Genomic DNA, 23,087 nt, shown 5'->3' on the forward strand with positions numbered 1-23,087 from the left:
AGTAAGGAATGCATATGTTTCGCTTATTGCTTGTTTTACTAACGCTTACTTCGCTAAATGGGTGTGGCTCTTCTTCATCGTCCACAACCTCGCAAACGCCTATTCCAGACGATAGCTCTGCGCCAACACCGCCTCCCACTCCCCCAACAAATGAGACAGAAGCATGTAGCGCGCTACCATTGACAGGGTTAGACGCATCGGCGAATGAAGAAAATGCGCCTCTTGTTGCATTTAAAGCTATCGACGGCGATACCTCAAACGCCTCCCGTTGGCAATCAACAGGCACTAATTCTGCGCTCGTGCTCTCATTTGATAGCGAACAACAATTAGGTGCTCTTCAAATCAAGTGGTATGACAGCGAAACTCGCGCTTATCGCTTTTCTATTGAAACTTCACTAGATGGTGAAAGTTGGGACACACAGGGCTCAAATATCAATTCAAATACACAGCTTGCAGGCTTCGAGCTTTATTCATTACCCGCTTCTGTAACGGCTCGCCATATTCGCATTGCCACTTTTGGAAACTCTGTTAATAACGATAACGCAATAGTTGAGGTTCAGGTATTCAATTGCCCTGAAGGCGACGGTGAAATTTCATCTGCACTTACTTCAACTACGGGTATCGATTTACAAGACTGGTATTTAAGCGTTCCAACAGACAATGATGACTCAGGTACAGCAGATAACATAAGCGAAACAAAGCTTCAGCAGGGATATACCAACTCTGAATATTTTTATGTCGGTAATGATGGCGCCTTAGTGATGCGTTCTCCCACACGCGGTTTTAAAACCTCTGTAAGTACTAATTATGTTCGCGTTGAGTTGCGTGAAATGTTGCGACGGGGCGATACCAGTACTAAGACCCAAGGCGTTAATAAAAACAACTGGGTACTCTCCTCTGCCTCTCAAGCCAATCAGGATGCGGCCGGCGGCGTAAATGGTCGTTTGCAGGTTGATATGGCGGTAAACAAAGTTACCACTACAGGCGAAAACTTCCAAATAGGCCGCGTAATCATAGGTCAAATACATGCCAACGATGACGAGCCAATACGCCTGTACTACCGCAAGCTGCCTAATAATAACTTAGGCGCTATCTACTTTGCCCACGAACGCAGAGCAGTAGCAACAGCAAATGGCGAGAAAGAAGAAATATGGGTAGAGATGATCGGCTCACGAGACAGTAATGCAGCCAACCCCACTGATGGCATAGCACTTAATGAGCGTTTCACCTACGTTATTGATGTTGAAGGTGACATGCTTACTGTGGCAATTTCGAGAGAAGGAAAGTCTGACGTCACCCGTTCTTTAAATATTGGAAATAGTGGTTATGATGAAGATGATCAATATCTGTATTTCAAGGTAGGTGTGTATCACGTAAACAATTCTGCAAATGAAGCAGAACGTGCAGTTGCCAGCTTTTATTCAATTGAGAATGAACATGGTAACTAGCAACTACTGATATGAGATGGAACGGAGAAATCCGTTCCCAAATGGCATATTTTGAACGCTAATGGCTCATTTTGCGCGCTAATGGCTTAGTTAGTACGCAAATGACTTAATGAATAAAGATCGCGAGTTTGACTGCTTTTCTTTCTTACTTCTTCTAGCGCCTGCGCCTCGCTCGCTGCAAACAGCGCGTCAATTAAGCGATTGAAGTGAGCATGCATAGCAGCTCTCGCGGCCTGTGAATTTCTCGCCTTTAAGCTTTCAAAGATTTCATAGTGCTCTTCCAGTCTATCTTGGTCAGACTGACTACACACCGTGCTGTAGGCTTGAATAATTTGAGGCTGAGAGTCTCGTAAAGACCAGAACTTATTCACTGCCAACAGTATGGCTTTATTGCGCGTGGCACGTGAAATAATAATATGAAAATCACGGTCGGCTTCTTCAGCATTTACCCCGGTTTTCATTGCTTCTAACGTTTTTTCAAGTGCAGCAAGCTCTTCATCAGTAATCGACAATGCAGCTAAAGCAGCCGCTTCACCTTCAACTAGTGCCCTAGCTTGAGTAAGCTCAAACGCACTTATTTGTTCTGTGGTAGCGTCTTCCTTGTCTTTAGGCTTATCGAGTACGTAAACCCCAGACCCCGTCTTCACTTCAACATGCTGAAGTACTTCAAGGGCAATAATAGCCTCTCGGATCGTCGGACGGCTTACATCGAAAGTCTCGGCTAACTCACGCTCGGCGGGCAAACGCGTTCCTGGTGGATACAGACCTGATGCAATTAACGCCTTAATTTTTTCTGCAATTTGCCAGAACATTCGACGACTTTTCATGTTCGAAACCTTTTCAATTAATCGTAGTACGCTTTACGCACCCACTGTGCAATTTTCTTTAGCTCTCGCGGTATTGTTGTTTCTCTGCCCTTGCAGACTACCCAACGAACTAAATTGCTATTTTTAACTTTATATAGCGTCAATATACACGCAATTGGTAATATTTCAATTCAAGCTCTAAAGCAAGAGAATTAAAAACATTAGCATTTATTATCAACAACTTAATTATAATCACCTTTTGATGATTGCACAAAATTAAAACAAGAAATCGAAAAAAAAGTGTATCAAACTACAATTTGGTCATACAAGTGGGTTAGTTAATGAGAACAAAGGGCGGATAAACGCCCCTTCTAAGCAAAAAATTATGCGTTTGCCTCTTGGCAAGACTGCGTTATTGCTTCCCAGTTTTCTTCGCTTACCCACTCTTTTTTAGCGACCCACGTTCCACCGACTGCAAATACGTTAGGTAGCGAAAGGTAATCAATTTTGTTTAATTGATTCACGCCGCCTGTAGGGCAAAACTTAACATCGCGAAATACCGATGACACTGCTTTTAGAAAAGGGGCACCACCTGATAAAGATGCTGGAAAAAGCTTTTGTTCAGTGAAACCAGCTTCAAGCGTCATAAGAATGTCCGCGGTATTCGACACACCAGGCAATACAGGTATCTGGCATGCCTCTAACGCACTTAGTAGCGAGCTAGATACCGCAGGGGTCACTATAAAGTCGCTCCCCACCTCAATAGCTGCAGATAATATTTCTTCGTTTATCACAGTTCCTGCCCCCACGATTAACGAAGGTACTTCTGACTTAATAGCGCTAAGGGCTTCAAGTGAGGCCTCAGTTCTAAGTACAACCTCCACAAGGCTTAAACCGGCTTTTGACATTGCTTTTGCGATGTTTACACCTTGTTCTGGGGAGTCTGCCTGAATGATCGGCAACAGGGTTTGGCCTGACATAAGTTCAGAAAAGCGTGTCATAAATGGTCTCTCTATTAGTTAATATTGGTAGGCCTTGACCTGTAAAACGTTTACTTGGTTAATATCAAGCGGTGTGATAGTAGTGCCACCACTTGCACTTAATTGAAATGAGCTTTAATTACCCAGACGTTATTTAGCTCGTTTCTGCTAATGCTGTTTCAACAATCCCTTTTTGAATAATGGCGCCACGATGCTGAATAACAGTGCCAGCAGCTTTAGCTGCACATTCAACTGAACGGGAAATAGAAACATCATTCAGTCTGCTGCCTAAGTAGACACCGTTGAATGCATCTCCTGCCGACGTGGTGTCTACCACATTAGCAACAGGAGTAATGGTATGTTCCAAACGCTTACCATCGAACAAGGTAAACACCGAAGAGGGACCATTTTTGATAACAATCTCTTTAACGCCATATGATTCGCATAGTAATAATGCATCACTTGCATTTTCGATGTTGAAAAGTTCAACCATATCTTCAACGCCAACAAGTGCTACATCACTCATTGAAAGTGCCTGTTTTAAACAATCGCTTGCTTCAACAGTAGTTTCCCAAAGTGGTGCACGATAGTTAGGGTCGAATACTATTTTTACGCCAGACTCTTTTAATGCCCCAACAAAGCGGAAGAACGATGGGCGTTCGTCACTTGGGATAATGGCAATGGAAATGCCAGAGAACATAAACATGTCGTTGCCAGACAAGGCGTTAAGTGTTTCGTGATTAATAAATGACATGACGGTTTTAGCAGCTGATTGTGAGCGCCAATAGGTAAAGCTGCGTTCGCCCGAGTCATCGGTATCAATTAAATACAAACCAGCAGAGCGATTTTCATTTGAAAAAACAAGAGAAGTATCTAGCCCTTCTTTCTCAAAATTTTTCTTCATGCGAAGACTAAACGTATCATTACCCACAGCAGTGACAAACCCAACCTGCACATCAGAAAAGCATCGCTTTAAATAAACGGCAGAATTGTATACATCACCTGCGAACGATTGATGTAACGAAGTATCAGAGCTTTGATTTGAGCGCAGTTCAACCATGCATTCGCCCATAAAGCTTAGCTTTTTCATTTGGTACGCCTTGTTTTTTAATCCAATAAAACTGCGGGGCTACCTAAATAGCACCCACAGCAAAATAACTATTGTTTTATTGGTTCAACTTTAGGGATAAGAAGCCACACCGCAGCAACGGCAATAATGGCAAGCGATGCGCCGATAATAAAGGCAGGTGTATAGTTGCCATCAGCAGTTAACATGGGTACCAATGAAGTTAACCCCACAGCGCCTAGTTTGGCTGCCATACCGGAAAATCCAGACAAGGTTCCCACCGACTTTTTGCCTAACAAATCGCTTGGCAATGTTTGAACATTACCGATAGCTGTTTGAAAACCAAATAAAATGACAGCCATAATCAACACCGCTGTAATTGCAGACCCCGGATTAGCCATTGCCAGTAGCGAAGGAAGCATAATCACACAACCCAGTGTGATAACTAGCTTCCGGGTTTTATCTGTATTCCACCCTGCCTTTAAACGGTTTTGCGCAAGTAAACCGCCAAACCAAGCACCAAGCATAGCGCCTACATACGGTACCCAACCATATAAGCCGATAGACTTAACGTCCATGCCGTACACTTCGTTAAGATAGATAGGGATCCAGAAGACGAACAGCCACCAGATAGGATCAATAGCTGCAGACGCGATAATTACGCCCCAGCTTTGCTTTTTAGAAAGCAGCTCTTTTGTAGAAGGGTTATATTCGTTCTCACAATCAATAGCATCATCGCTAGACTCTGCACGCTGGCCTGTGAGTATGTACTGCTTTTCTTCTTCGGTAATCCAAGGGTGTGAGCCGGGTGGTGCTTTGACTAACACTAGCCACGGCACTAGCCACAAAAAGCCCAGAGATCCCACAACAATAAAAATAAGCTGCCAACTAAAGTAAATGGTCATCATAGCGATAGCAGGGATGGCAATTATTCCACCTATAGCCGCGCCGGAGTTAAATATACCTTGTGCCAGTGCACGCTCTTTAGTTGGAAACCACTCGGCATTGCCTTTCGCTGCGCCTGGCCAGTTACCCGCCTCTGCTACACCAAGAATGGCGCGAAAAATAGCAAAACTTAGAAAGCCTTGTGCAAATGCGTGAAGCACGGTAGCAAGAGACCACACGCCTATTGATAATACAAACCCAATACGGGTACCTATCCAATCGAAGATTTTTCCGAAAATAGCTTGCCCAAAGGCGTAAGCGAAAACGAAGACAATAGAAATATTCGCATAAATTTGTTTGCGCTCTAATGCAGATTCGTCGGGAAATAGATCTTCAACAATATCTGGCCAAAGCACACTGAGTGCCTGTCTATCGATGTAGTTAATTATGGTTGCTAGCGCGATAAGGGCAATTACCCACCATCGCAAGCCATTAATTTTCATTATTATTCTCCCACAAAATCTTCGCGAGCTGGGCTAAAAGTATCTATTAGAATGCCGCCTGTAGGGCACACTGCACCATGCTCTACGTGAGGTGGGATAAGACAGCTATCCCCTTTCCTCAAAATCTTCATTTCACCGCCAATGCTGAAATGAAACTCACCTTCTTCAACATACGTCACCTGAGAATGGCGATGTGCATGGGTATACCCTTCTGCACCTTTATCAAAAAACACCTTTACTGCCATAAGTTCATGATTAAACCCCAGCATTTGACGCTTTAAGCCATTGCCTAAGTCTTCAATCTCTGTCTCGTTGCCAAATAAAAAATGTTCGCTTTGCTTATTCATAACGTAAATCCTAAAAAATTACAGCGCATACACAGCGAAACAGCTTGAAAGCGTGTAACGGTTTTTATCAAAATCAAAAGAAACGTGCGTGGTAGGCTCGCAGACTTCCAAAGTATTCATGGCCACTAGACGCTGTTTTTTATTAGTCTTTGCAGCACGTTGAAGCAATGTGTCGCGCGTTGCCCATAAATAAGCGCCTTGAAGATGCCTACTTTGTTTATCAGCATTGGGCATTTTCACAACACTGTTTTGCCTTATCACTGAATTGGAGTGAGCAGCAAGTGAAGAAAAAGAAAGCGAACAAAAAATGAAAAGTAAAAGCGCAGATTTTTGTTGTAGGGAACAGAGGTTTTTAATCATTGCCCATTACCTCTTGTTCGCTTTCGTGGAAACATTGTCATTCAAGACCGCAGTATGCGGACCAGGTGCAAACAGCTCTTTAATCATTGGCATAGGTGTATTTAGGAACGTATTGCTTGTTATTGCGGTAATTGGCTCACCAACGGTGTGATTAACCACAACAGGCTCAGACTCATTAAAGTTGTTATTACTTAGCGTTGAAACTTGCACGCCATGAAGATAAACGCTGGCACTTTGCTTGTTGCGTTTACCACTGCCTACGTTAGTTAACACGTTGCCCTGCATGTCTAAGTGCGGTCCAAAGGTACTTTCATCGGTACCGCCTCGGTAGAGATTTACAACGCTACCACTTATGTTGCTAAACGTGTTGTTGGTTATGCTGACATACTCAGCGTTATAAATACCGTAGTCCTCTATCTCTTTATCAAGACTTAAAACATGCCCCGTAATACCGTTAAAACTATTTTTCGAAAGCGATATGTCATCGGCAAACGCGCCTTTGCCAGACGTAAAGAAGTTGAAAGAGTGGTTGATATCGAGATGCTCAATATCACAGTTTTCTACGTTCAAAACATAATTGTTGAGCATGCCCCATTTTTTCGTTCTTACAACGCTATTGCCAAAAGCATCTGGGCTGTCTTTCCCTGAAAGCACCAAACCTTCAAGCTTCAAATTTCCATTGTCATGTATTTCGAACAAGGCGGAGCGTTCGAACGACAGTGTTGTAGCTTTGGGAGTCTGTGCGGTTACCGTTACTATCTTATCGATAACAAGAACACTGGGCACAACGATTGTGCCAGGTGCGATTGTAATAACATCTCCGTCACTGGCATTTTCAAGTGCTGTCATAAGTTCAGCAGCATCGGCACTTACGCTAATTGTTTTACCTGCAGCGAAGTTCACTTCAGGTACTATTTTGGGATACCAGCTTACGCCGACGTCACTTTTTGATACGACGTTCATGTCAGAAGCAACACCAACATCTTTTGTTTCTGCTCCTTTTTCCTCAGGTTCGTTTAACTTAGTGACGGTAAGCCCATTCTCTCCCTTAACAAGGGGTAGCGATGCAGTAGTAAAACCTTCGCTAAGTTCTTTTATCATTTTGGTATTAGCGACATTGTTAGCGAATGTAATGCCGCTCACATCATCAAATAATGTAAAAGGTTGGTTTAGCGAAACATTGTAAATAAGGTTATTGGCAAACAATGAGTTTATAGGTGCCGCGCTTCTCTCTTCATCGCTTCCAGCACCAAGTTGGATATGTGATACGTTAATGAATGAGTTATTTGTGATTTGCGCGTTATTAACCTGATGATAACGATTGATAGGCGAGTCAGGCACACCATTCATAACCGTAAAGCCACTACCAAAGCGATAGCCCGTTAGCCCCTCCAAGTAGTTATTGGTTATCACTTGGCCTTCATTGATAACGCGAATTCCGCCGGTATGGTCCACGCCATTGCCTAAAAACACATTATCTTCAACGCGATTATTATTACCGTGTCTAAGGGTTAGGGTGCCTTTGGCGGATAGAAAAACGTTTCCTTTCAGCAGGTTCTCACCAGACTTAACAGAAATAATTTCAACTTCGCCATTAGTTTGTTCGAATATGTTATTAATAACCTGAGTATTTGAATTACTCAGTGAGTAATGACTTGTACCTATCCTTAACGTCTCTCCACCGTTTGAACCGAATACAGGGCGATAACCGAAGTAGTTATGATCGATACTGTGATGGTTCTCTTGATGTGCCTCGCCGTTAAGCCGAACAGCGACAGTAACCCCCTTATTACGCTTACCCGTCAAGTGATTATGGTCAAACCGGTTGTGCTTACCATAAAGCGCAACCCAATAATCTGATTCTTGGCGGTCTGGATTACTGTACTCATCAATGACTACTTCACTTACTCGTGAATAATTAGCTGGCGTTTGTGCATCTTTCCTAAACGCGATAACAGCGCTGCTAGGGGTATATCCGTTTTTGAATACCAAACCCGATACTTCTAAATACTGTCCAGCTAACTTTAAGTTAGAACGACCAGACAGAATAACCTTACCTTTAGTTTGCGCAGTCAGCGTAATGGGCTTTTCAACGCTCCCCTCCCCTTCTAGTAAAATTTCAAAGTCTCGATAAACACCGTTTTGTAAAATTACGTCGTCACCCGCCTTAAGAGACGATGCTATTGCGTTGTATTCATCTGGTGAGCTAACGGTATATTGTTTAGCGCCCGCGTTTGACGACATAGCGCTAATAACAATAAACACAGCTAACCACTTAATAAATTGCACTTGCATAAAATACCTGCCTTTTGATCACTTTAAGAGCGATGACGACGTAGTCGATACGTTACTTAGTCAGCGTTTTAAAGTACTCGAAAATCTCAGGTACATTACCTTGGCTTAATCCTGCATCTACCGCGGCGTTCAAATTAGCTGAAGAGCCTTCCGCTATTTTCGATACGGTTCCAAGGTCTTCTACCATCTTCAGAAAGTAGCCCAAGTCTTTGTTGGCATTTGCGATTGAAAAACCTAAGTCGCTTACATTATCAACAGCATAGTTTTTGCAGAACTGCATAAATGGAGAGCTAGACGGTCCCGTTGACATGATGTCGAAAAGTTGCTGTTTATCTACGCCCGCTTTTTCTGCAACGGCAAACGCTTGAGACATGGCACAAACTGTGGTCATTCCTATAAAGTTATTAATTAACTTGGTTGTGTGACCTGCGCCCAACGCCCCTAAATGAAATACATTTTCGCCTTGGTCTTCAAGTACGCTTTTAACCTTGTTGAAGGTCTCTATATCACCTGCTGCCATAATATTTAAAAGACCATCTTTAGCGTGGGCAGGTGTTCTGCCAAGAGGCGCATCGATCATGCCTACACCCTTTTTCGCCAGGTCTGCACCAATCTTCTTGGTAGAAGCGGGTATTGATGTTCCGAAATCTATTAGTACCGAACCGGCTTTCATGCCTTCCAATACGCCATTTTCAGCATAAATAACTTTTTCAACTATCTCTGAGGTGGTTAGACACAACATCACGATATCTGATGCTTCAGCGAGTGCCTTACCTGTTTGCGCTGTTTTTGCACCGCGCTCTACGCATTTATCTACTGCGGCTTTATTTAAATCCATCACTGTCACGGCGTAACCTTTGTTTTGAAGGTTCTCTACCATATTGCCGCCCATAAGGCCTAAACCGATAAAACCAATAGTTGGTTTGGACATAACTGTCTCCTAATGACGATATTCGTTGTTTGCTCGAACTTATCTCTCGAACTGAAAATTAAAGGAATAGCGCTTTGTTGTGGCACCGAGTTTTGTCTGTTGCCAATTCAAGCATGTATCCACCGTATTACTTACTTACCAATTTGTCAACCAATAATCAGAGAAAACAACAAACCTGTAATACCAAAAAAAGGTACGTCTAGATACAGCTGAACTTCAGGATATGATTGAAAAACTCTGATATGGAAAAATTAAAGATACTAGATCTATCTAATCCTACACCACAATTGGTAAAACCAAATTTCATGATTGAAATGGTGCCTGGCAAATTGCTCTCCAGACACCTGAACACAATATTGGGTTATTAGAATCGATAGTTGGCGCCGAGGGTGATTCGGCGGTCAGTCAGACCTTGGAAGCAAAGAAGCGCGCCTTCATTAACACAGTACTGCTCTACCTCAGACTCGGTGATGTTTACAGCCTCAACACCAATATTAAGGTTTTCGTTAACATCGTAAGTCACGCTAGCATTCAACTGACCACGGTCAGCCTGTACCGCTGGGAAGCCCCATGGGAAACTAGACGTACTACCAAAGTCATCGGTACGATACGCTTCACGCCACGTGTAGCGCATACGAGCAGATAAACCAAACTTTTCGTAGTAAAGCGTAATGTTGTAGGCGTTCTCTGAAAGGTTAAGAAGGCCTTGAACCGCACTAACCTCTTCATCGCTTCCTGTGGTAGCTGCGAAAACGTTAGCTGCACGACTTGTCGCTGTGTTTTCAGCCTCACCACCGTCAAATTCTTGAATGGTATAGTTAGCAAGCACACCAAAACCTGAAGCCCAACCTAACTCGCTTTCAAAGCCAGATAAATCATATTGAACAGCAAACTCGATACCTTTCTGAGTAGTTTCACCCGTATCGTTAATCTTGGTTTCTGTTCCTACACAAACACCCGTACCGAGTTCTGGACCAAACACGTTAATATCTGCGATTGGGTTGAAGACACCACCGCCTTCACAAGGGTCTGTTAGGTCGCGATAACCTGTCGTTGGGTCTTCAAATGCACTTACAATCTGGTCTACGAATAAATCTTTACGAGTTTTATGGAAAATCCCTACACTCAGAACACTGGCTTCTGCAAAATACCATTCAGCCGCTAAGTCGTAAGAAATAACTTCTTCAGGCGTTAAGTTAGGGTTACCAATAGCAACATTAGGGTTAGGGCTTGTGCTGAAGGTTACTGAAGTAGATAGGTCATTAAAGTTAGGGCGACGGATATCTTTACCCGCACCAAACCTTAATACAACATCGTCTGCGACATCTGCCACTAAGTTGAAGCGAGGCAAAATAAAGTCGTAATCCCCCGTGTTAGTGACGCGAGAAACGAGCTCATTACCCTCATCATCCACGGTTATGGAGTTACCCACAGACGTCACGTCTGTTTGTAAGTAGCGAACACCGAAATTACCGCGGAACATTTCATATTCAAAGTTAGCCTGAGCATATAAAGCATGGGTTTCTTCTTCGATATCAAAAAAGCCCGAAGAACTAGCAGTAGGCGCGCTTAACGAACGCGTAGACCCATGTGCTTCCATTGCCGCTTGAAGCGTGGCTAATACTGCATCGGGGTCAGACGATACTTGCTCTGGGTCAATAAGTAAGAAGTCACTAACATAAAGCGCTCGTCCGTCTGCATCATTGAAGTTATCTGGTCCGGCAACTAACAAGTCACTAAATAAGCTTCCTCGTGGGCTGTCTTCCATCGTACGCAAGCCAACGCTGGTACCGATATCTTCACGTTTACTGCCGGATTTATTGTAGCGGTAACCAAAATCCAATGAGGTAATCATAGTATCCACGAAGTACGTGAAATCTACACGGAATGCATCTTCAAAGTTCTCGGTAGTATCACGACCTATATTCACGTCGCGAAGTACTACATTGTTTGGGTCCAGCAATTGCTCTACCGTAGGCGCATACTCAGCCCCATCTGCAATGCCGAAGGTCAATGCGCCGCCAGTCAAGTCGTAGGCAAAAGGAACAGCGTTATCGTTCGCGCCACCAGCATCTAAAGGTGCATTCGGGTTGATAAAGTTAAGCGTTGTATTAAAACTTGGCGTGGTGGTATCTGATGATGTGGAGGCAACTTCCGCAAACACGCTCCACTTTTCGCCTTGCCACTCTCCACCCAGACGGAATATTTCGCTCTTTGTCACCCGTGAATTTGTATCACTAGAAAAACGTAAGTTAGGATCGTCATCGTCGTTTTCCAAATTCACAGGAATAACACCACGCAGTGCTGCCTGTATAGAACCTAAGTTTGTACCACCTAATGAACCAAAGTTGATAGTTTCAAACTCATCGGGAACAGAAATATCATTAAGCGCGCTTACCCCTGACGCTTGAACACGAGAGCTCTCTTGCAGGCGTTCTTGATCGTTAATAATGGCGTCAAAGAAAAACTTAGTATTGTCATTAGGCGCCCATTCAATGGTACCTACAAGGTTTTTCGTTTCGTACTCAAAGTTATCGTAGTCTTGAACAAAGAACTGGATAGGTAAAAAATCAAAAGATTGTGCACTTGCTACACCGCTGTCTGATGCAATCAAGTTGTCTCTGTCCGCACGTGGGCGAAATGCCGTTACGTCTTGCTGAGCATAACTACCACTAATTACCACACCAATGGTACCGTGGTCGGTATCCCAATTATCGCCAAATGTTCCCGAAATACGAGGTTGGAAGTTGCTATCGGTGGTTAAGCTGCTGTTCTCACCTTGTACACGAAATGCTGCAAGCTGTTCATTAAGCTGTAAGGGTCGGATGGTTTTTAGGTTAATCGTACCACCCACTGAACCTTCGATGGTTTTAGCGTCGGGCGACTTAGTCACTTCCAAGCCAGCAATAATTGCGGCTGAAACGTCTTCAAAATCAATACCGCTTCGACCTGCACCAGAACCAACTGTTGAAACACCGTTGATTTCTGTACGGTTAGCATCTGTACCACGAATTTGTACGCCTGTACCAACACCCGCTTCACGAGTGATCTGAATACCGGTAATGTTCTCTAGTACTTCTGCTAAGTTCTGGTCTGGTAACTTACCAATATCCTCTGCTTCGATAACCTCAACGAGGTTATTCTTAAAACGTTTTTCATTCATTGCGCTAGCCAGTGACGCTCGAATGCCTGAAACCTCAATCACCTCTACATCTTCGTTTTGATTCTGCTGAGATTCTTGTGCGCTTGCTGTTGCGGTAAGGCTTAGTGTCGTAGCCGAAAGTACCGCAAGTGTAATTTTAGATAATTTGTGTGTCATGTGTGTCTTCCTGTTAAGGATTGAGAAATGTCTAATCACCCATTCCTTACCGCTTAATTTGTTCGCTTGCTACCTACCTTGTAAATTTGCCTCACACCTACTTTACAAGGATGTTACAAACAGTAGATCAATCTCACATATTGGTCAACACAAAATATTAAAATTGGTCTTAACTGATTACGAAAACAGCCTTACCAATAATAAATAAAATTTATACAATTTGAGATCAAAGAAACATAGAAAGCAATTAAGACATTATTTAACAGTAACTTAAAAAAGATACACATATATAAAAATTGGTAAATTTTAATTTTCAAATCCATTTTCATGCATAATAAAATTGGTAATATAAATCATCATGAAATGAGTATCAGGTAAAGCAATCGCTAGAACCCGTCCCCTCGCACTTGCTTAACTAAAAGCAATATCAGCTTTTAAAGCGCCTATATGGCACTTATTACAGTTTCTTGATACGGTTATTCAATAATCAAAAATTTGTGCAGATAAGTGATGACAGCAGAGAAACCTTCTTCTCGATCTCAGGCAGGCTTTTTTAGCGAATCGGGAGAGTTAGGCGGAAGCCACCCTCAATTCAATGAAATATGTACAGCTCTGTATGAAAGAGAAGTCGTCTCTCTAGCTCATAGCGAGATAAAAAACCTATCGCTGCTTAAGCGTCGAATGGGCGGGCTTCCCTATCACGTGAAAGCTATTGCTCGATATATGATTGGTAATGGCAACTCAAACAATCCATCCCCGCTAAAAACAGATACTCATAATGGAAGCTGGTATGCCAAGCAATCTGCAAAGTGCCCCGGCATTAATCATTTAGACGATGTAGAAAAGCGAGAAGCGTGGTATAGAAAAAACGCTAGGTATGGTCTTGTTGTACCTGTTTTAATTTTAAATATGGAAGGCTCTCACATTGAGCTTGACTCAATTGATATGGTAAACCAAGACAATACCCAGCTCCATCTGAACAAAAATGGATGGTTTGCTAATACAGGGGAGTGCATTTCTTCAACTCCACTACGCGATGAAATTGAAGCGGCCACGGCACTTTCAGTTCAAAACAAAATACTGCTGCGGCCTTCAAAGGCGATAATGACCGCTGCATGCTGTGGCCACGCATGGAGTTTTAAATCCAAGCGTTCACCGCGTACTTTATCCCTTCGCGAAATGCGCCTATCTACTCAAATCAACTGGAAGAGCTTTACGCTGCTCAATAGGTAGCAAAGCCCCATAAAGAATAAAAACCCAGCAAATTCGCATAAAAAACCACAATTTCACTCACACCTCTACAGCTAAATTTAGTACAAACATCCTAACCAACATCAGACAGAGTGAATCACCCCCTCTTAAATGCGTTAAACCGCTGTTCAAAATGCTTTCGGGCCGAAATCATTAGGATGCACATCCTAAATAATTAAAAGATAGCTTTTATATACGAAAAATATACTCATTATTGTAAACAATGGTTGACCTCTTCATGCCACATGGGTACATTGTCGCTATCAACTTGGTCAGCAAAGAAACAACAAATGCGTATTCGTTTCCTTCTTCTATCTCTACTCCTTATGGCAGCCAGACTGCACGGGTAGATTGCGACCAGCGATTTAATTTCACAAAAACCCGTGCCAAGCACGGGTTTTTTTTTAACTATTAAACTGAGAGAGCGTCATGACAAATCAAGTGAAGATCTTTGATACCACATTGCGAGACGGTGAGCAGGCCTTACCTGCAAGCCTAAGTGCCAAAGAGAAATTACAGATCGCGCTGGCGCTCGAACGCTTGGGCGTTGACATTATTGAAGCGGGTTTCCCCGTATCTTCTCCTGGTGACTTCCGCTCTGTGCAAATGATTGCGAAAGAGGTTAAAAACTCTGTTGTTTGTGGCCTATCTCGTGCTTTGCCAGGCGATATTGATGCGTGTGGTCAAGCGCTAAGCGTCGCAGAACAATTCCGTATTCATACTTTCATCGCAACGTCAGAGATTCACGTAGGTGCCAAGCTTCGCAAGTCACAAGATGAAATTGTTGAAATGGCGGTGAAGGCGGTTAAGCATGCACGTCAATACACAGATGACGTTGAATTTTCCTGTGAAGACGCCGGTCGTACGCACATCGACTATCTATGCCGCATGGTAGAAGCTGCGATTAATGCTGGTGCAACTACCGTTAATATCCCGGATACAGTGGGCTACACCACACCTACAGAATTCGGCGGTATTATCCAGCAATTGTTTAACCGTGTTCCTAATATCGACAAAGCGACAATCTCAGTTCACTGTCACAACGACTTGGGCTTAGCGGTAGCAAATTCATTAGCAGCTGTTGAGCAAGGTGCCAGACAGGTTGAATGTACTATAAACGGTATTGGCGAGCGTGCTGGTAATGCTTCACTTGAAGAAATTGCTATGATCTTGCAAACCCGTAAGAACATGTTGGGTATAGATACCAACATCAACTCTACGGAGATTTCACGTACCTCGAAATTAGTGAGCCAGCTTTGTAATATGCCGGTTCAGGCCAACAAAGCTATTGTAGGTGCGAATGCGTTTAGTCACTCATCAGGCATTCACCAAGACGGTGTCTTAAAAGCGCAAAATACCTATGAAATTATGACCCCTGAAAGTGTGGGTATTAATAAAAACAATTTAAACCTAACGTCTCGCTCTGGCCGTCATGTGATTAAGCACCGCTTAACTGAACTTGGCTATAAAGCGGAAGACTACGACCTAGAGGCCGTTTACGACGCTTTCTTGAAGTTAGCGGATAAAAAAGGTCAAGTATACGACTACGACCTTGAAGCATTATTGTTCTTCGATAAGCAAAAGCACGACCAAGCACACTTCCAGTTGCTTTACCTTCAAGCAAACTCAGGCCGTGAAATAATCCCAAGCGCTACGGTCAAAATGAAAGTGGGCGACGAAGAAATTACTCAATCAAGCATTGGTAATGGCCCTGTAGATGCGGCGTATAAAGCCATAATGTCTATACTAGGTCACGAAGATTTAGAAGTTGTCGACTTTAAATTAGATTCAAAAGGTGAAGGTGCCGACGCTTTGGCGCAAGTGAGCGTTATCGCTACATATAAAGGCCGTCGTTTCCATGGAATCGGCTTGGCTACAGATATTGTCGAAGCCGGCGTTAAAGCCCTTATCTTTGTATTAAACAACACATATTTGGCCGATCAAATTGATCAGCAGAAAAATCAACAAGAACGCGTTGCAGGAGTATAAATGAGCCAGTATTCAATTGCCGTATTAGCCGGAGACGGTATCGGCCCAGAAGTTATGCAGGAAGCCAATAAGGTTTTAGATGCTGTTGAAAAGAAGTTTAACGTTAGCTTAAACCGTACTGCATACCCTGTAGGTGGCTACGCCATTGATACTGAAGGCGAAGCGCTACCCTCAAAAACGCTTTTGGGCTGTGAGCAAGCCGATGCAATTTTGTTTGGCAGTATCGGCGGCCCTAAGTGGGACACCTTGCCGCTAGAGCAGCGCCCAGAGCGTGCCGCATTGCTTACCCTTCGCAGCCATTTTGACCTGTTCAGCAACTTACGCCCTGCTCGCATTTATCCGGGCCTTGAAAGCTTATCTCCTCTTCGAGAAGACATTGCAAAATCAGGCGTAGATGTTTTGGTTGTGCGTGAGCTAACCAGCGGTATCTACTTTGGTCAGCCGAAGGGCCGAGAAGGTGAAGGCGAAGAAGAATTCGCGTATGACACTATGCGCTACAGTAAACGTGAAATTCGCCGTATTGCGATTGCAGCGTTTGAAGCAGCACAGAAGCGTCGCGGCAAAGTGACTTCAGTAGACAAAGCCAACGTACTGGTAACCAGCCGTTTATGGCGTGAAATTGCTGAAGAAGTAGCAAAAGACTATCCAGATGTAGAGCTAGATCACATCTATATCGACAACGCCACTATGCAGATTATGAAGAACCCAGCGCAGTTCGATGTAATGCTGTGTTCAAACCTTTTTGGCGATATCGTTTCTGATGAATGCGCCATGATGACAGGCTCTATGGGCTTGTTGCCATCGGCAAGCATGAATGAAGAAGGCTTTGGCCTTTATGAGCCAGCAGGCGGTTCGGCCCCAGATATTGCAGGCCAAGGCATTGCTAACCCTATCGCACAAATTTTATCGGCCGCCATGATGCTGCGTTTCAGCATGAACTTGAATGATGCTGCCAACGCAATTGAAAAGGCAGTAGTGGCAACGCTAGAAGCAGGTGTACTTACAGGCGAGTTACTTCCTTCTGACAAACGCAGCCAAGCGGCAAGCACGTCACAAGTGGGCGATGAAATCGTTAAACAATTAATGGCGCAGGAGTAAAAACATCTCATGGCCAAGACCTTATATGACAAAGTGTGGCAAGCCCACATTATTGACCAAATCGGTGAAGACAGCTTAATTTATATCGACCGTCACTTAATTCATGAAGTAACGTCACCTCAGGCATTCGCTGGCCTTAATGAAAAAGGCCGTAAAGTACGACGTCCTGATCGCACGGTTGGTACTATGGATCACAGCATTTCAACCCGTTCATTGGCAATTGATGCCTGTGGTCCGGCGAATGCGCTTCAGCTACAAACCTTGGCAAAAAACTGTGAAGAACACGGCATTCAGCTATTTCCAGTGGGCCACCAGAAGCAAGGTATTGTGCACGTTATGGGCCCTGAATTAGGTCTAATTCAGCCAGGCATGACGGTGGTGTGTGGTGACTCACACACTGCAACCCACGGTGCATTTGGTGCGCTGGCATTTGGTATTGGTACCTCTCAGGTAGAGCACGTACTGGCCACACAAACGTTGAAACAAAGCCGCGCGAAAAGCATGCTTATCAACGTAAATGGCAAGCTTCCTGTTGGTATTACCGCAAAAGACATTATTCTTGCCATTATTGGAAAAATTGGCCACGCTGGCGCTACTGGCCATGTTATCGAATACGCAGGTGAAGCTATCCGCGGTTTGAGCATGGAAGAGCGCATGACGGTGTGTAACATGAGTATTGAAGCTGGTGCGAAAGCTGGCCTTGTTGCACCAGATGAGAAAACCTTCGCCTACCTTGAAGGCCGCGAATACGCACCTAAGGGTCAAGACTGGGAAGACGCCGTCGCTTATTGGAAAACCCTTTATACCGAAGAGGGCGCAACCTTTGACACTGTGGTTGAACTTGAAGCGGCAGATATCGCTCCTCAGGTTACGTGGGGCACTAACCCAGGCCAGGTTATTGGCGTAAACACACCGGTACCTGCCCCTGAAGACTTCAGTGACCCGATTGAAAAAGAGAGCGCAGTAAAAGCGCTTGAGTATATGGGGTTAAAACCCGGTGAAAAGCTTGCTGACGTTGCAGTAAACCACGTATTTATCGGCTCATGTACCAACGGTCGTATTGAAGATATGCGCGCAGCGGCACAAATTGCTAAGCGCGGTAAAGTCGCCGATTCAGTTACCGCGATTGTCGTTCCAGGGTCAGGTAACGTTAAACGCCAAGCTGAAGCAGAAGGCTTAGATAAAATCTTTATCGATGCTGGCTTTGAGTGGCGGTTGCCAGGTTGCTCTATGTGCCTTGGTATGAATGACGACAAGCTAGTGGCAGGCGATAGATGTGCCTCTACCAGTAACCGTAACTTTGAAGGTCGTCAGGGTCGTGGAGCACGTACTCATTTAGTGAGCCCGGCAATGGCTGCCGCTGCTGCAATTACCGGCCGCTTTGCTGACGTTAGAGATTATCAGGAGTAAGTTATGTCTGAACAAGGTTTTACACAACACACAGGCATTGCTGCGCCGCTTGATCAGGCCAATGTCGATACCGACCAAATTATTCCAAAGCAGTTTCTAACTGGCGTAACGCGTGCGGGCTACGGCAAACATTTGTTTCACGACTGGCGTTATTTGGATTTAGAAGAGAAAGAGCCAAACCCAGCGTTCGCGCTGAATAAGCCTGAGCACAAAGGTGCGAGTTTGTTGCTAGCTCGCGAAAACTTTGGTTGTGGTTCAAGCCGCGAACACGCGCCGTGGGCACTTGCCGACTTTGGATTTAAAACGGTTATTGCCACCAGCTTTGCTGATATTTTTTACGGCAACTGCATTAATAATCAGCTAGTGCCTGTGGCATTATCAAGCGAGCAAATGGACGCTTTGTTTGCTGCAGTGAAGGCAGACCCAGCAACTAAGATCACCGTTGATCTTCCAGCGCAAACGGTAAGTTTTAACGATACTAGCTTCAGCTTCGATATTGCTGAGCATCACAAAAACAACCTTATTAAAGGCTTAGATGCTATCGGTCAAACGCTTGAACTCACAAGTGCTATAGAAGCCTTCGAAGATAAACAGCCCGCGTGGTTGTGAAAGCGTGGGGCTTTAGCGCTTAACAAAGCCCTAGCATGACACATGGGTGCTGTCGCGAGATGGCACCCTGTCTATTTCTCTCATCTATGCCTCTACCTTAACTTCGCATCAAGACATCTAATACCAGTCCGCATTAAAAATATCAGTTCACCTGATTTGAGCTATAAGCAACTTCTCGGCACATTTACACGTCACACGTTTTCTCACGAATTCGTTAATCCTATATTCGCCGACTCTAGCTATACTAAAGACTAATAAACTCCTCACTTTTTTCACTGGAATATCGTACTATTCGTTTCTATTGTAATTGAAGGCTATGGCAACGTTGTGCCTCACAGGAGAGATAATGCTAGAACAGGTACCCATTGATGATTTGCAGCCAGGAATGTACGTCAATCAAGTACTTGAACAAACAGGTTCACTTAAAATGCGCTCCAAAGGCATTGTAAAAACTCAAGCCATCATTGATAGTCTTAGAGCTAAGGGAATTCTTACAGTAGAAGTAGACCTAGCCAAGTCAAAACTTCCTCCAACGCCAGAAGCGCCAGAGCCATCAAAAGAAGAAACTCCACAGGCTACAAAATCACAGGTTAAGCCTATAGGCCGCGATTCAATTAACGAGGCGAGTGATCTTTACAATAGTGCACTCACCATACAGAGCAGCTTTCTAAAATCACTTCAAAAAGGTGCTGTTACCGATCTGTCTCCCATGGAGTCGCTATCCCATAGCATCATAGAAAGTGTATTTGATAATAAGGACGCGCTCAGCTGCCTTACCATGATCAAAGATACAGACCAATACCTTCTTGAGCACAGCATTAATTGCAGTGTACTGAGCGGCATTTTCTGTGAATTTCTTGGTTATGACAGAGACACCGTAGAGCAAGTGAGTTTGGGTGCCTTATTAATGGACATCGGCATGTCATCACTACCTGATGAAATTCGCAACAACACAGGTGAATTGTCTAGCGACGATTGGGAAGTAATGAAAACCCATGTTGAAATTGGCGCAGACTTGGTTGAACAGTGTGGTGATATATCTGATTTGTCGCTTTGCATTATCAAACAACATCACGAGCGCGTGGATGGTAGTGGCTATCCTAAAGGATTGGTTGGTGACGAGATTTCAGAGTTCGCTCGTATAGCCGCTATCGTAGATGCTTACGACGCTATGACATCTAATCGAACTCACAAAAACAGTATCACGCCTACTCAGGCGCTAAAGCGACTAACTGCGACAGATAACTTAGACCAAGAATTGGTAAAACAATTTATCCAGTGTATTGGCGTGCACCCTGTAGGTTCTTTGGTTCGCCTTAAGAGCGGTAAATTAGGGATCGTAAGTAAAATTAACCCTAAAGATCCAGTAAGCCCACACGTTATGACTTTCTACAGCGTTACTTCACAACACTTCAATGAAGTGAAACGAATTGATTTAAGCCAATATGATGATGAGGTCGTATCGGGGGTTCGCCCAGAAGAGTTTAGCTTAAATCTACCTAAATTTTTTAAAGACGTTTTCGTGAATCAAATGCCACTTTAGCCCCATTTGAGGTCTACTTTTGGGCTCGCTATTGGCAAGGCAAAATACTGCATTAAGGCCCTGATGTCAGGGCCTTTTTGATATAGCATCCACATGAATTTCTCAGAGGGATTTCTACTTTAATCGATGCAACAGCTACCAGTCAGTTAATGCCGCCATGGTAAAAACTTCATCTTCAAAAGAGAGCACCACACGCTGTGCTTCAATATTTACGATCTGCACTCTATCGGCAATCCAATCGCCCTCACCTATTTGACGGCCATTGACTCTCACCCATCTATCGGCTGGTCGAGAAGCATACATATGTGCACTAAAATTCATCGTAGGAAGGCGCGTTAGTAAGCGAACGGGCAATTGATCAACACGAGGCAGGTCCTCTCTAATTGTGACTTTAGTTTCTTCTTCGGCTGGTGTATCGTCTTGCGCTTTTGAGTCTAATGCCGCCACAGCAGCGTTAAAGCGCGCCATAAGCTCTGGCGACACGGATACGTCAGATTGAGGTGCGGTTTCGTTTAACACTGTACCTTCATAATCTTGCGAAGACATAGTTTCGCTTGAGTTATCACCCGTTGTAGCTGCTAAATTGACGTCGGTTTGACTGTTCACAGGTACGTCAGCTTGGGTATCTGATTCAATAGCTACGTCCTTAGAAGGACTAGTATTAGCAACTATTTCGCTAGCTTCTTCAGCAACGTTCGAACTGCCACCTTGTGAACCAGTCTGGGCTTTAGGCAGTGTTTGTTCACTTTGATTTTCCGAAGTAGCGGATATTTCGCTACCGCTTTTCGTAGCGACAAGCTCAGAAACGCCTTCGCTTTTGCTTTCCTTCGAATCGCTAGCTTCGGATGCTATCGTAGGTTCCGCCGCGGGCGCCGTTAACATTGGCCACCAGCGTTTTGCCGTAGCGGCGGAAAAGCCAATGCATAAACCGCCAAGAATAACGAAGGCAAAAAGCGCTACTTGCTTGGTATACAGCTTCCACGCTGACGGTAATCCTTCTACTGTGGGCAAAAACAAACTGCGATTAAACTGCTCATTAAGCGATTTATCAAACGTGGCGCTTGTATCGTGCTCGCCCCGAAGCAAAGCTTGGGTTTGCGTTCTGTGATGTGTAGTCGCGGGGGCTATTTCCACGGTTTGCTCAGGGTCTATTTCAACCTCTTGCACACCCATTTCAGCCAAGCCCTGCACCATGGCGTCGCTTGTCACTAAACCCGACTTTCTAATTTTAACCGGCCCGTTCTGCTTGATGATTTGGACAATCACCATGCCGGGCGTAAGATTTTCAATGGCAACGATATTAGACATACAAGCTCCCTAACCCGTAACCGAAAATAATGGCCAAAACAAACGCCGATGCCAGGTACCATTTACGCTGGCTTTGCACACGCTGACTGACTACATCTTCACCTAGAATTTGCTCCGCCGCGGCCAAAAATATAGGCTTTTGCACGACCGCATGCTGTTTAGTAAAAGATAAGGTTAACGCCCGGTCGCACAGCAAATTAATCACTCTTGGAATTCCACCCGTAATTTGATGCACTGCGCGCAATGTAGACTTACTGAAAATACTGATATCACCTTCAGCCACGCTTAAGCGGTGTGCTATATAAGCACTGACTTCTGGCGCAGTTAAAGGCAGCAGATGATAACGAGCGGTAATGCGTTGGGCCAGCTGGCGTAACTCGTTGCGCTTTAACAGCTGCTGTAATTCAGGCTGACCAATCAGTACGACCTTTAACAGCTTTTCACGGTTTGTTTCAAGGTTGGTCAATAAACGAAGTTGTTCTAATACTTCAGGCAGTAGATGCTGTGCTTCATCTACCATAAGCACCGTGTTAATGCCTGCTTGGTGATTTTCGGCCAGCTTAGACAAAATTAAATCAGTAAAATACTTAAGGCTGGCTTTCTCTGGTGTATAGGGTAAGCCTAGTTCATCACAAACCGTAGCTAATAGCTCAAGGGCAGATAAGGTAGGGTTTAATATCATAGCTACCTGAGTATTGTCTGGTAACTGCTGCAACAATTTTCTTGAAACTGTAGTTTTCCCAGTGCCCACTTCTCCGGTAAGCATCACAAAGCCACCGCTTTCCCTAAGGCCGAAGGTCAAATGGGCCAAAGCCTCTTTGTGCCTTGGGCTCATATACAAATAATCGGGGTTAGGCGCAATCGAAAAAGGATTGTCATTTAACCCGAAGTAGTTCAAATACATGGTTGCTGAAGCGCCTATCTGTTTTAATTTTTAAC

General features: G+C 44.2%; 18 protein-coding genes. 7 read left to right on the forward strand and 11 right to left on the reverse strand.

Annotated features, from left to right (window positions below):
• Positions 1–14 precede the first annotated feature (14 nt).
• Complete coding sequence (locus ACXAER_RS05925; RefSeq protein ID WP_474827487.1) at positions 15–1,448, forward strand: polysaccharide lyase family 7 protein; 1,434 nt, start codon at positions 15–17, stop codon at positions 1,446–1,448.
• An 86-nt stretch (positions 1,449–1,534) separates the two neighbouring features.
• On the opposite strand, the gene ACXAER_RS05930 is transcribed toward ACXAER_RS05925, so the two are convergent.
• The 9 genes from ACXAER_RS05930 to ACXAER_RS05970 form a co-directional block, all read right to left on the reverse strand.
• The gene (locus tag ACXAER_RS05930) at positions 1,535–2,275 is read right to left on the reverse strand and encodes a FadR/GntR family transcriptional regulator (RefSeq protein ID WP_474827489.1); all 741 of its coding nucleotides are present in this window, start codon (positions 2,273–2,275) and stop codon (positions 1,535–1,537) included.
• 362 nt (positions 2,276–2,637) lie between these two features.
• Entirely contained in the window at positions 2,638–3,255 is a 618-nt protein-coding gene (gene eda / locus ACXAER_RS05935) for a bifunctional 4-hydroxy-2-oxoglutarate aldolase/2-dehydro-3-deoxy-phosphogluconate aldolase (RefSeq protein WP_474827491.1), read from the reverse strand.
• A 133-nt stretch (positions 3,256–3,388) separates the two neighbouring features.
• A complete protein-coding gene (locus ACXAER_RS05940) occupies positions 3,389–4,324 on the reverse strand; it encodes a sugar kinase (RefSeq protein ID WP_474827493.1) in 936 nt (311 codons plus the stop codon).
• A 68-nt stretch (positions 4,325–4,392) separates the two neighbouring features.
• Complete coding sequence (locus ACXAER_RS05945; RefSeq protein WP_474827495.1) at positions 4,393–5,688, reverse strand: MFS transporter; 1,296 nt, start codon at positions 5,686–5,688, stop codon at positions 4,393–4,395.
• Between the two features lie 2 nt (positions 5,689–5,690).
• A complete protein-coding gene (locus tag ACXAER_RS05950; RefSeq protein WP_014948493.1) occupies positions 5,691–6,035 on the reverse strand; it encodes a cupin domain-containing protein in 345 nt (114 codons plus the stop codon).
• 18 nt (positions 6,036–6,053) lie between these two features.
• Positions 6,054–6,275: a hypothetical protein gene (locus ACXAER_RS05955; RefSeq protein ID WP_474827497.1), complete on the reverse strand. Its 222-nt coding sequence runs from the start codon at positions 6,273–6,275 to the stop codon at positions 6,054–6,056.
• A 126-nt stretch (positions 6,276–6,401) separates the two neighbouring features.
• Positions 6,402–8,690 (reverse strand): polysaccharide lyase 6 family protein, encoded by a 2,289-nt coding sequence (locus ACXAER_RS05960; RefSeq protein WP_474827499.1) that lies wholly within the window; start codon positions 8,688–8,690, stop codon positions 6,402–6,404.
• Between the two features lie 52 nt (positions 8,691–8,742).
• Positions 8,743–9,621 (reverse strand): NAD(P)-dependent oxidoreductase, encoded by an 879-nt coding sequence (locus ACXAER_RS05965; protein ID WP_474827501.1) that lies wholly within the window; start codon positions 9,619–9,621, stop codon positions 8,743–8,745.
• A gap of 364 nt (positions 9,622–9,985) precedes the next feature.
• Positions 9,986–12,940: a TonB-dependent receptor gene (locus ACXAER_RS05970; protein WP_474827503.1), complete on the reverse strand. Its 2,955-nt coding sequence runs from the start codon at positions 12,938–12,940 to the stop codon at positions 9,986–9,988.
• A 510-nt stretch (positions 12,941–13,450) separates the two neighbouring features.
• On the opposite strand from ACXAER_RS05970, the gene ACXAER_RS05975 reads away from it, so the two are divergent.
• The 6 genes from ACXAER_RS05975 to ACXAER_RS06000 all read left to right on the forward strand — a co-directional run bounded on the left by ACXAER_RS05975 (position 13,451) and on the right by ACXAER_RS06000 (position 20,840).
• On the forward strand, positions 13,451–14,173 hold the full coding sequence (locus ACXAER_RS05975) for a hypothetical protein (RefSeq protein ID WP_474827505.1): 723 nt from the start codon (positions 13,451–13,453) through the stop codon (positions 14,171–14,173).
• A 447-nt stretch (positions 14,174–14,620) separates the two neighbouring features.
• Positions 14,621–16,180, forward strand: a complete 1,560-nt coding sequence (gene leuA, locus ACXAER_RS05980; protein ID WP_474827507.1) for a 2-isopropylmalate synthase — start codon at positions 14,621–14,623, stop codon at positions 16,178–16,180.
• Complete coding sequence (leuB, locus tag ACXAER_RS05985) at positions 16,181–17,278, forward strand: 3-isopropylmalate dehydrogenase (RefSeq protein ID WP_474827509.1); 1,098 nt, start codon at positions 16,181–16,183, stop codon at positions 17,276–17,278. It begins immediately after the preceding gene.
• Between the two features lie 9 nt (positions 17,279–17,287).
• Complete coding sequence (gene leuC / locus ACXAER_RS05990; RefSeq protein ID WP_061094370.1) at positions 17,288–18,688, forward strand: 3-isopropylmalate dehydratase large subunit; 1,401 nt, start codon at positions 17,288–17,290, stop codon at positions 18,686–18,688.
• 3 nt (positions 18,689–18,691) lie between these two features.
• The gene (gene leuD, locus ACXAER_RS05995) at positions 18,692–19,297 is read left to right on the forward strand and encodes a 3-isopropylmalate dehydratase small subunit (protein WP_014948483.1); all 606 of its coding nucleotides are present in this window, start codon (positions 18,692–18,694) and stop codon (positions 19,295–19,297) included.
• A 346-nt stretch (positions 19,298–19,643) separates the two neighbouring features.
• Positions 19,644–20,840: an HD-GYP domain-containing protein gene (locus ACXAER_RS06000; RefSeq protein WP_474827512.1), complete on the forward strand. Its 1,197-nt coding sequence runs from the start codon at positions 19,644–19,646 to the stop codon at positions 20,838–20,840.
• Positions 20,841–20,975: 135 nt separating this feature from the next.
• Here ACXAER_RS06000 and ACXAER_RS06005 read toward each other — a convergent pair whose 3' ends face one another.
• Positions 20,976–22,148, reverse strand: coding sequence for a general secretion pathway protein GspB (locus ACXAER_RS06005; RefSeq protein ID WP_474827514.1), 1,173 nt, complete (start codon positions 22,146–22,148; stop codon positions 20,976–20,978).
• Positions 22,141–23,052, reverse strand: a complete 912-nt coding sequence (locus ACXAER_RS06010) for an ExeA family protein (RefSeq protein ID WP_474827516.1) — start codon at positions 23,050–23,052, stop codon at positions 22,141–22,143. The genes ACXAER_RS06005 and ACXAER_RS06010 overlap by 8 nt, the downstream gene beginning before the upstream one ends.
• Between the last annotated feature and the right edge of the window lie 35 nt (positions 23,053–23,087).

It is taken from the genome of Alteromonas sp. AWJ4_199, assembly GCF_056159165.1.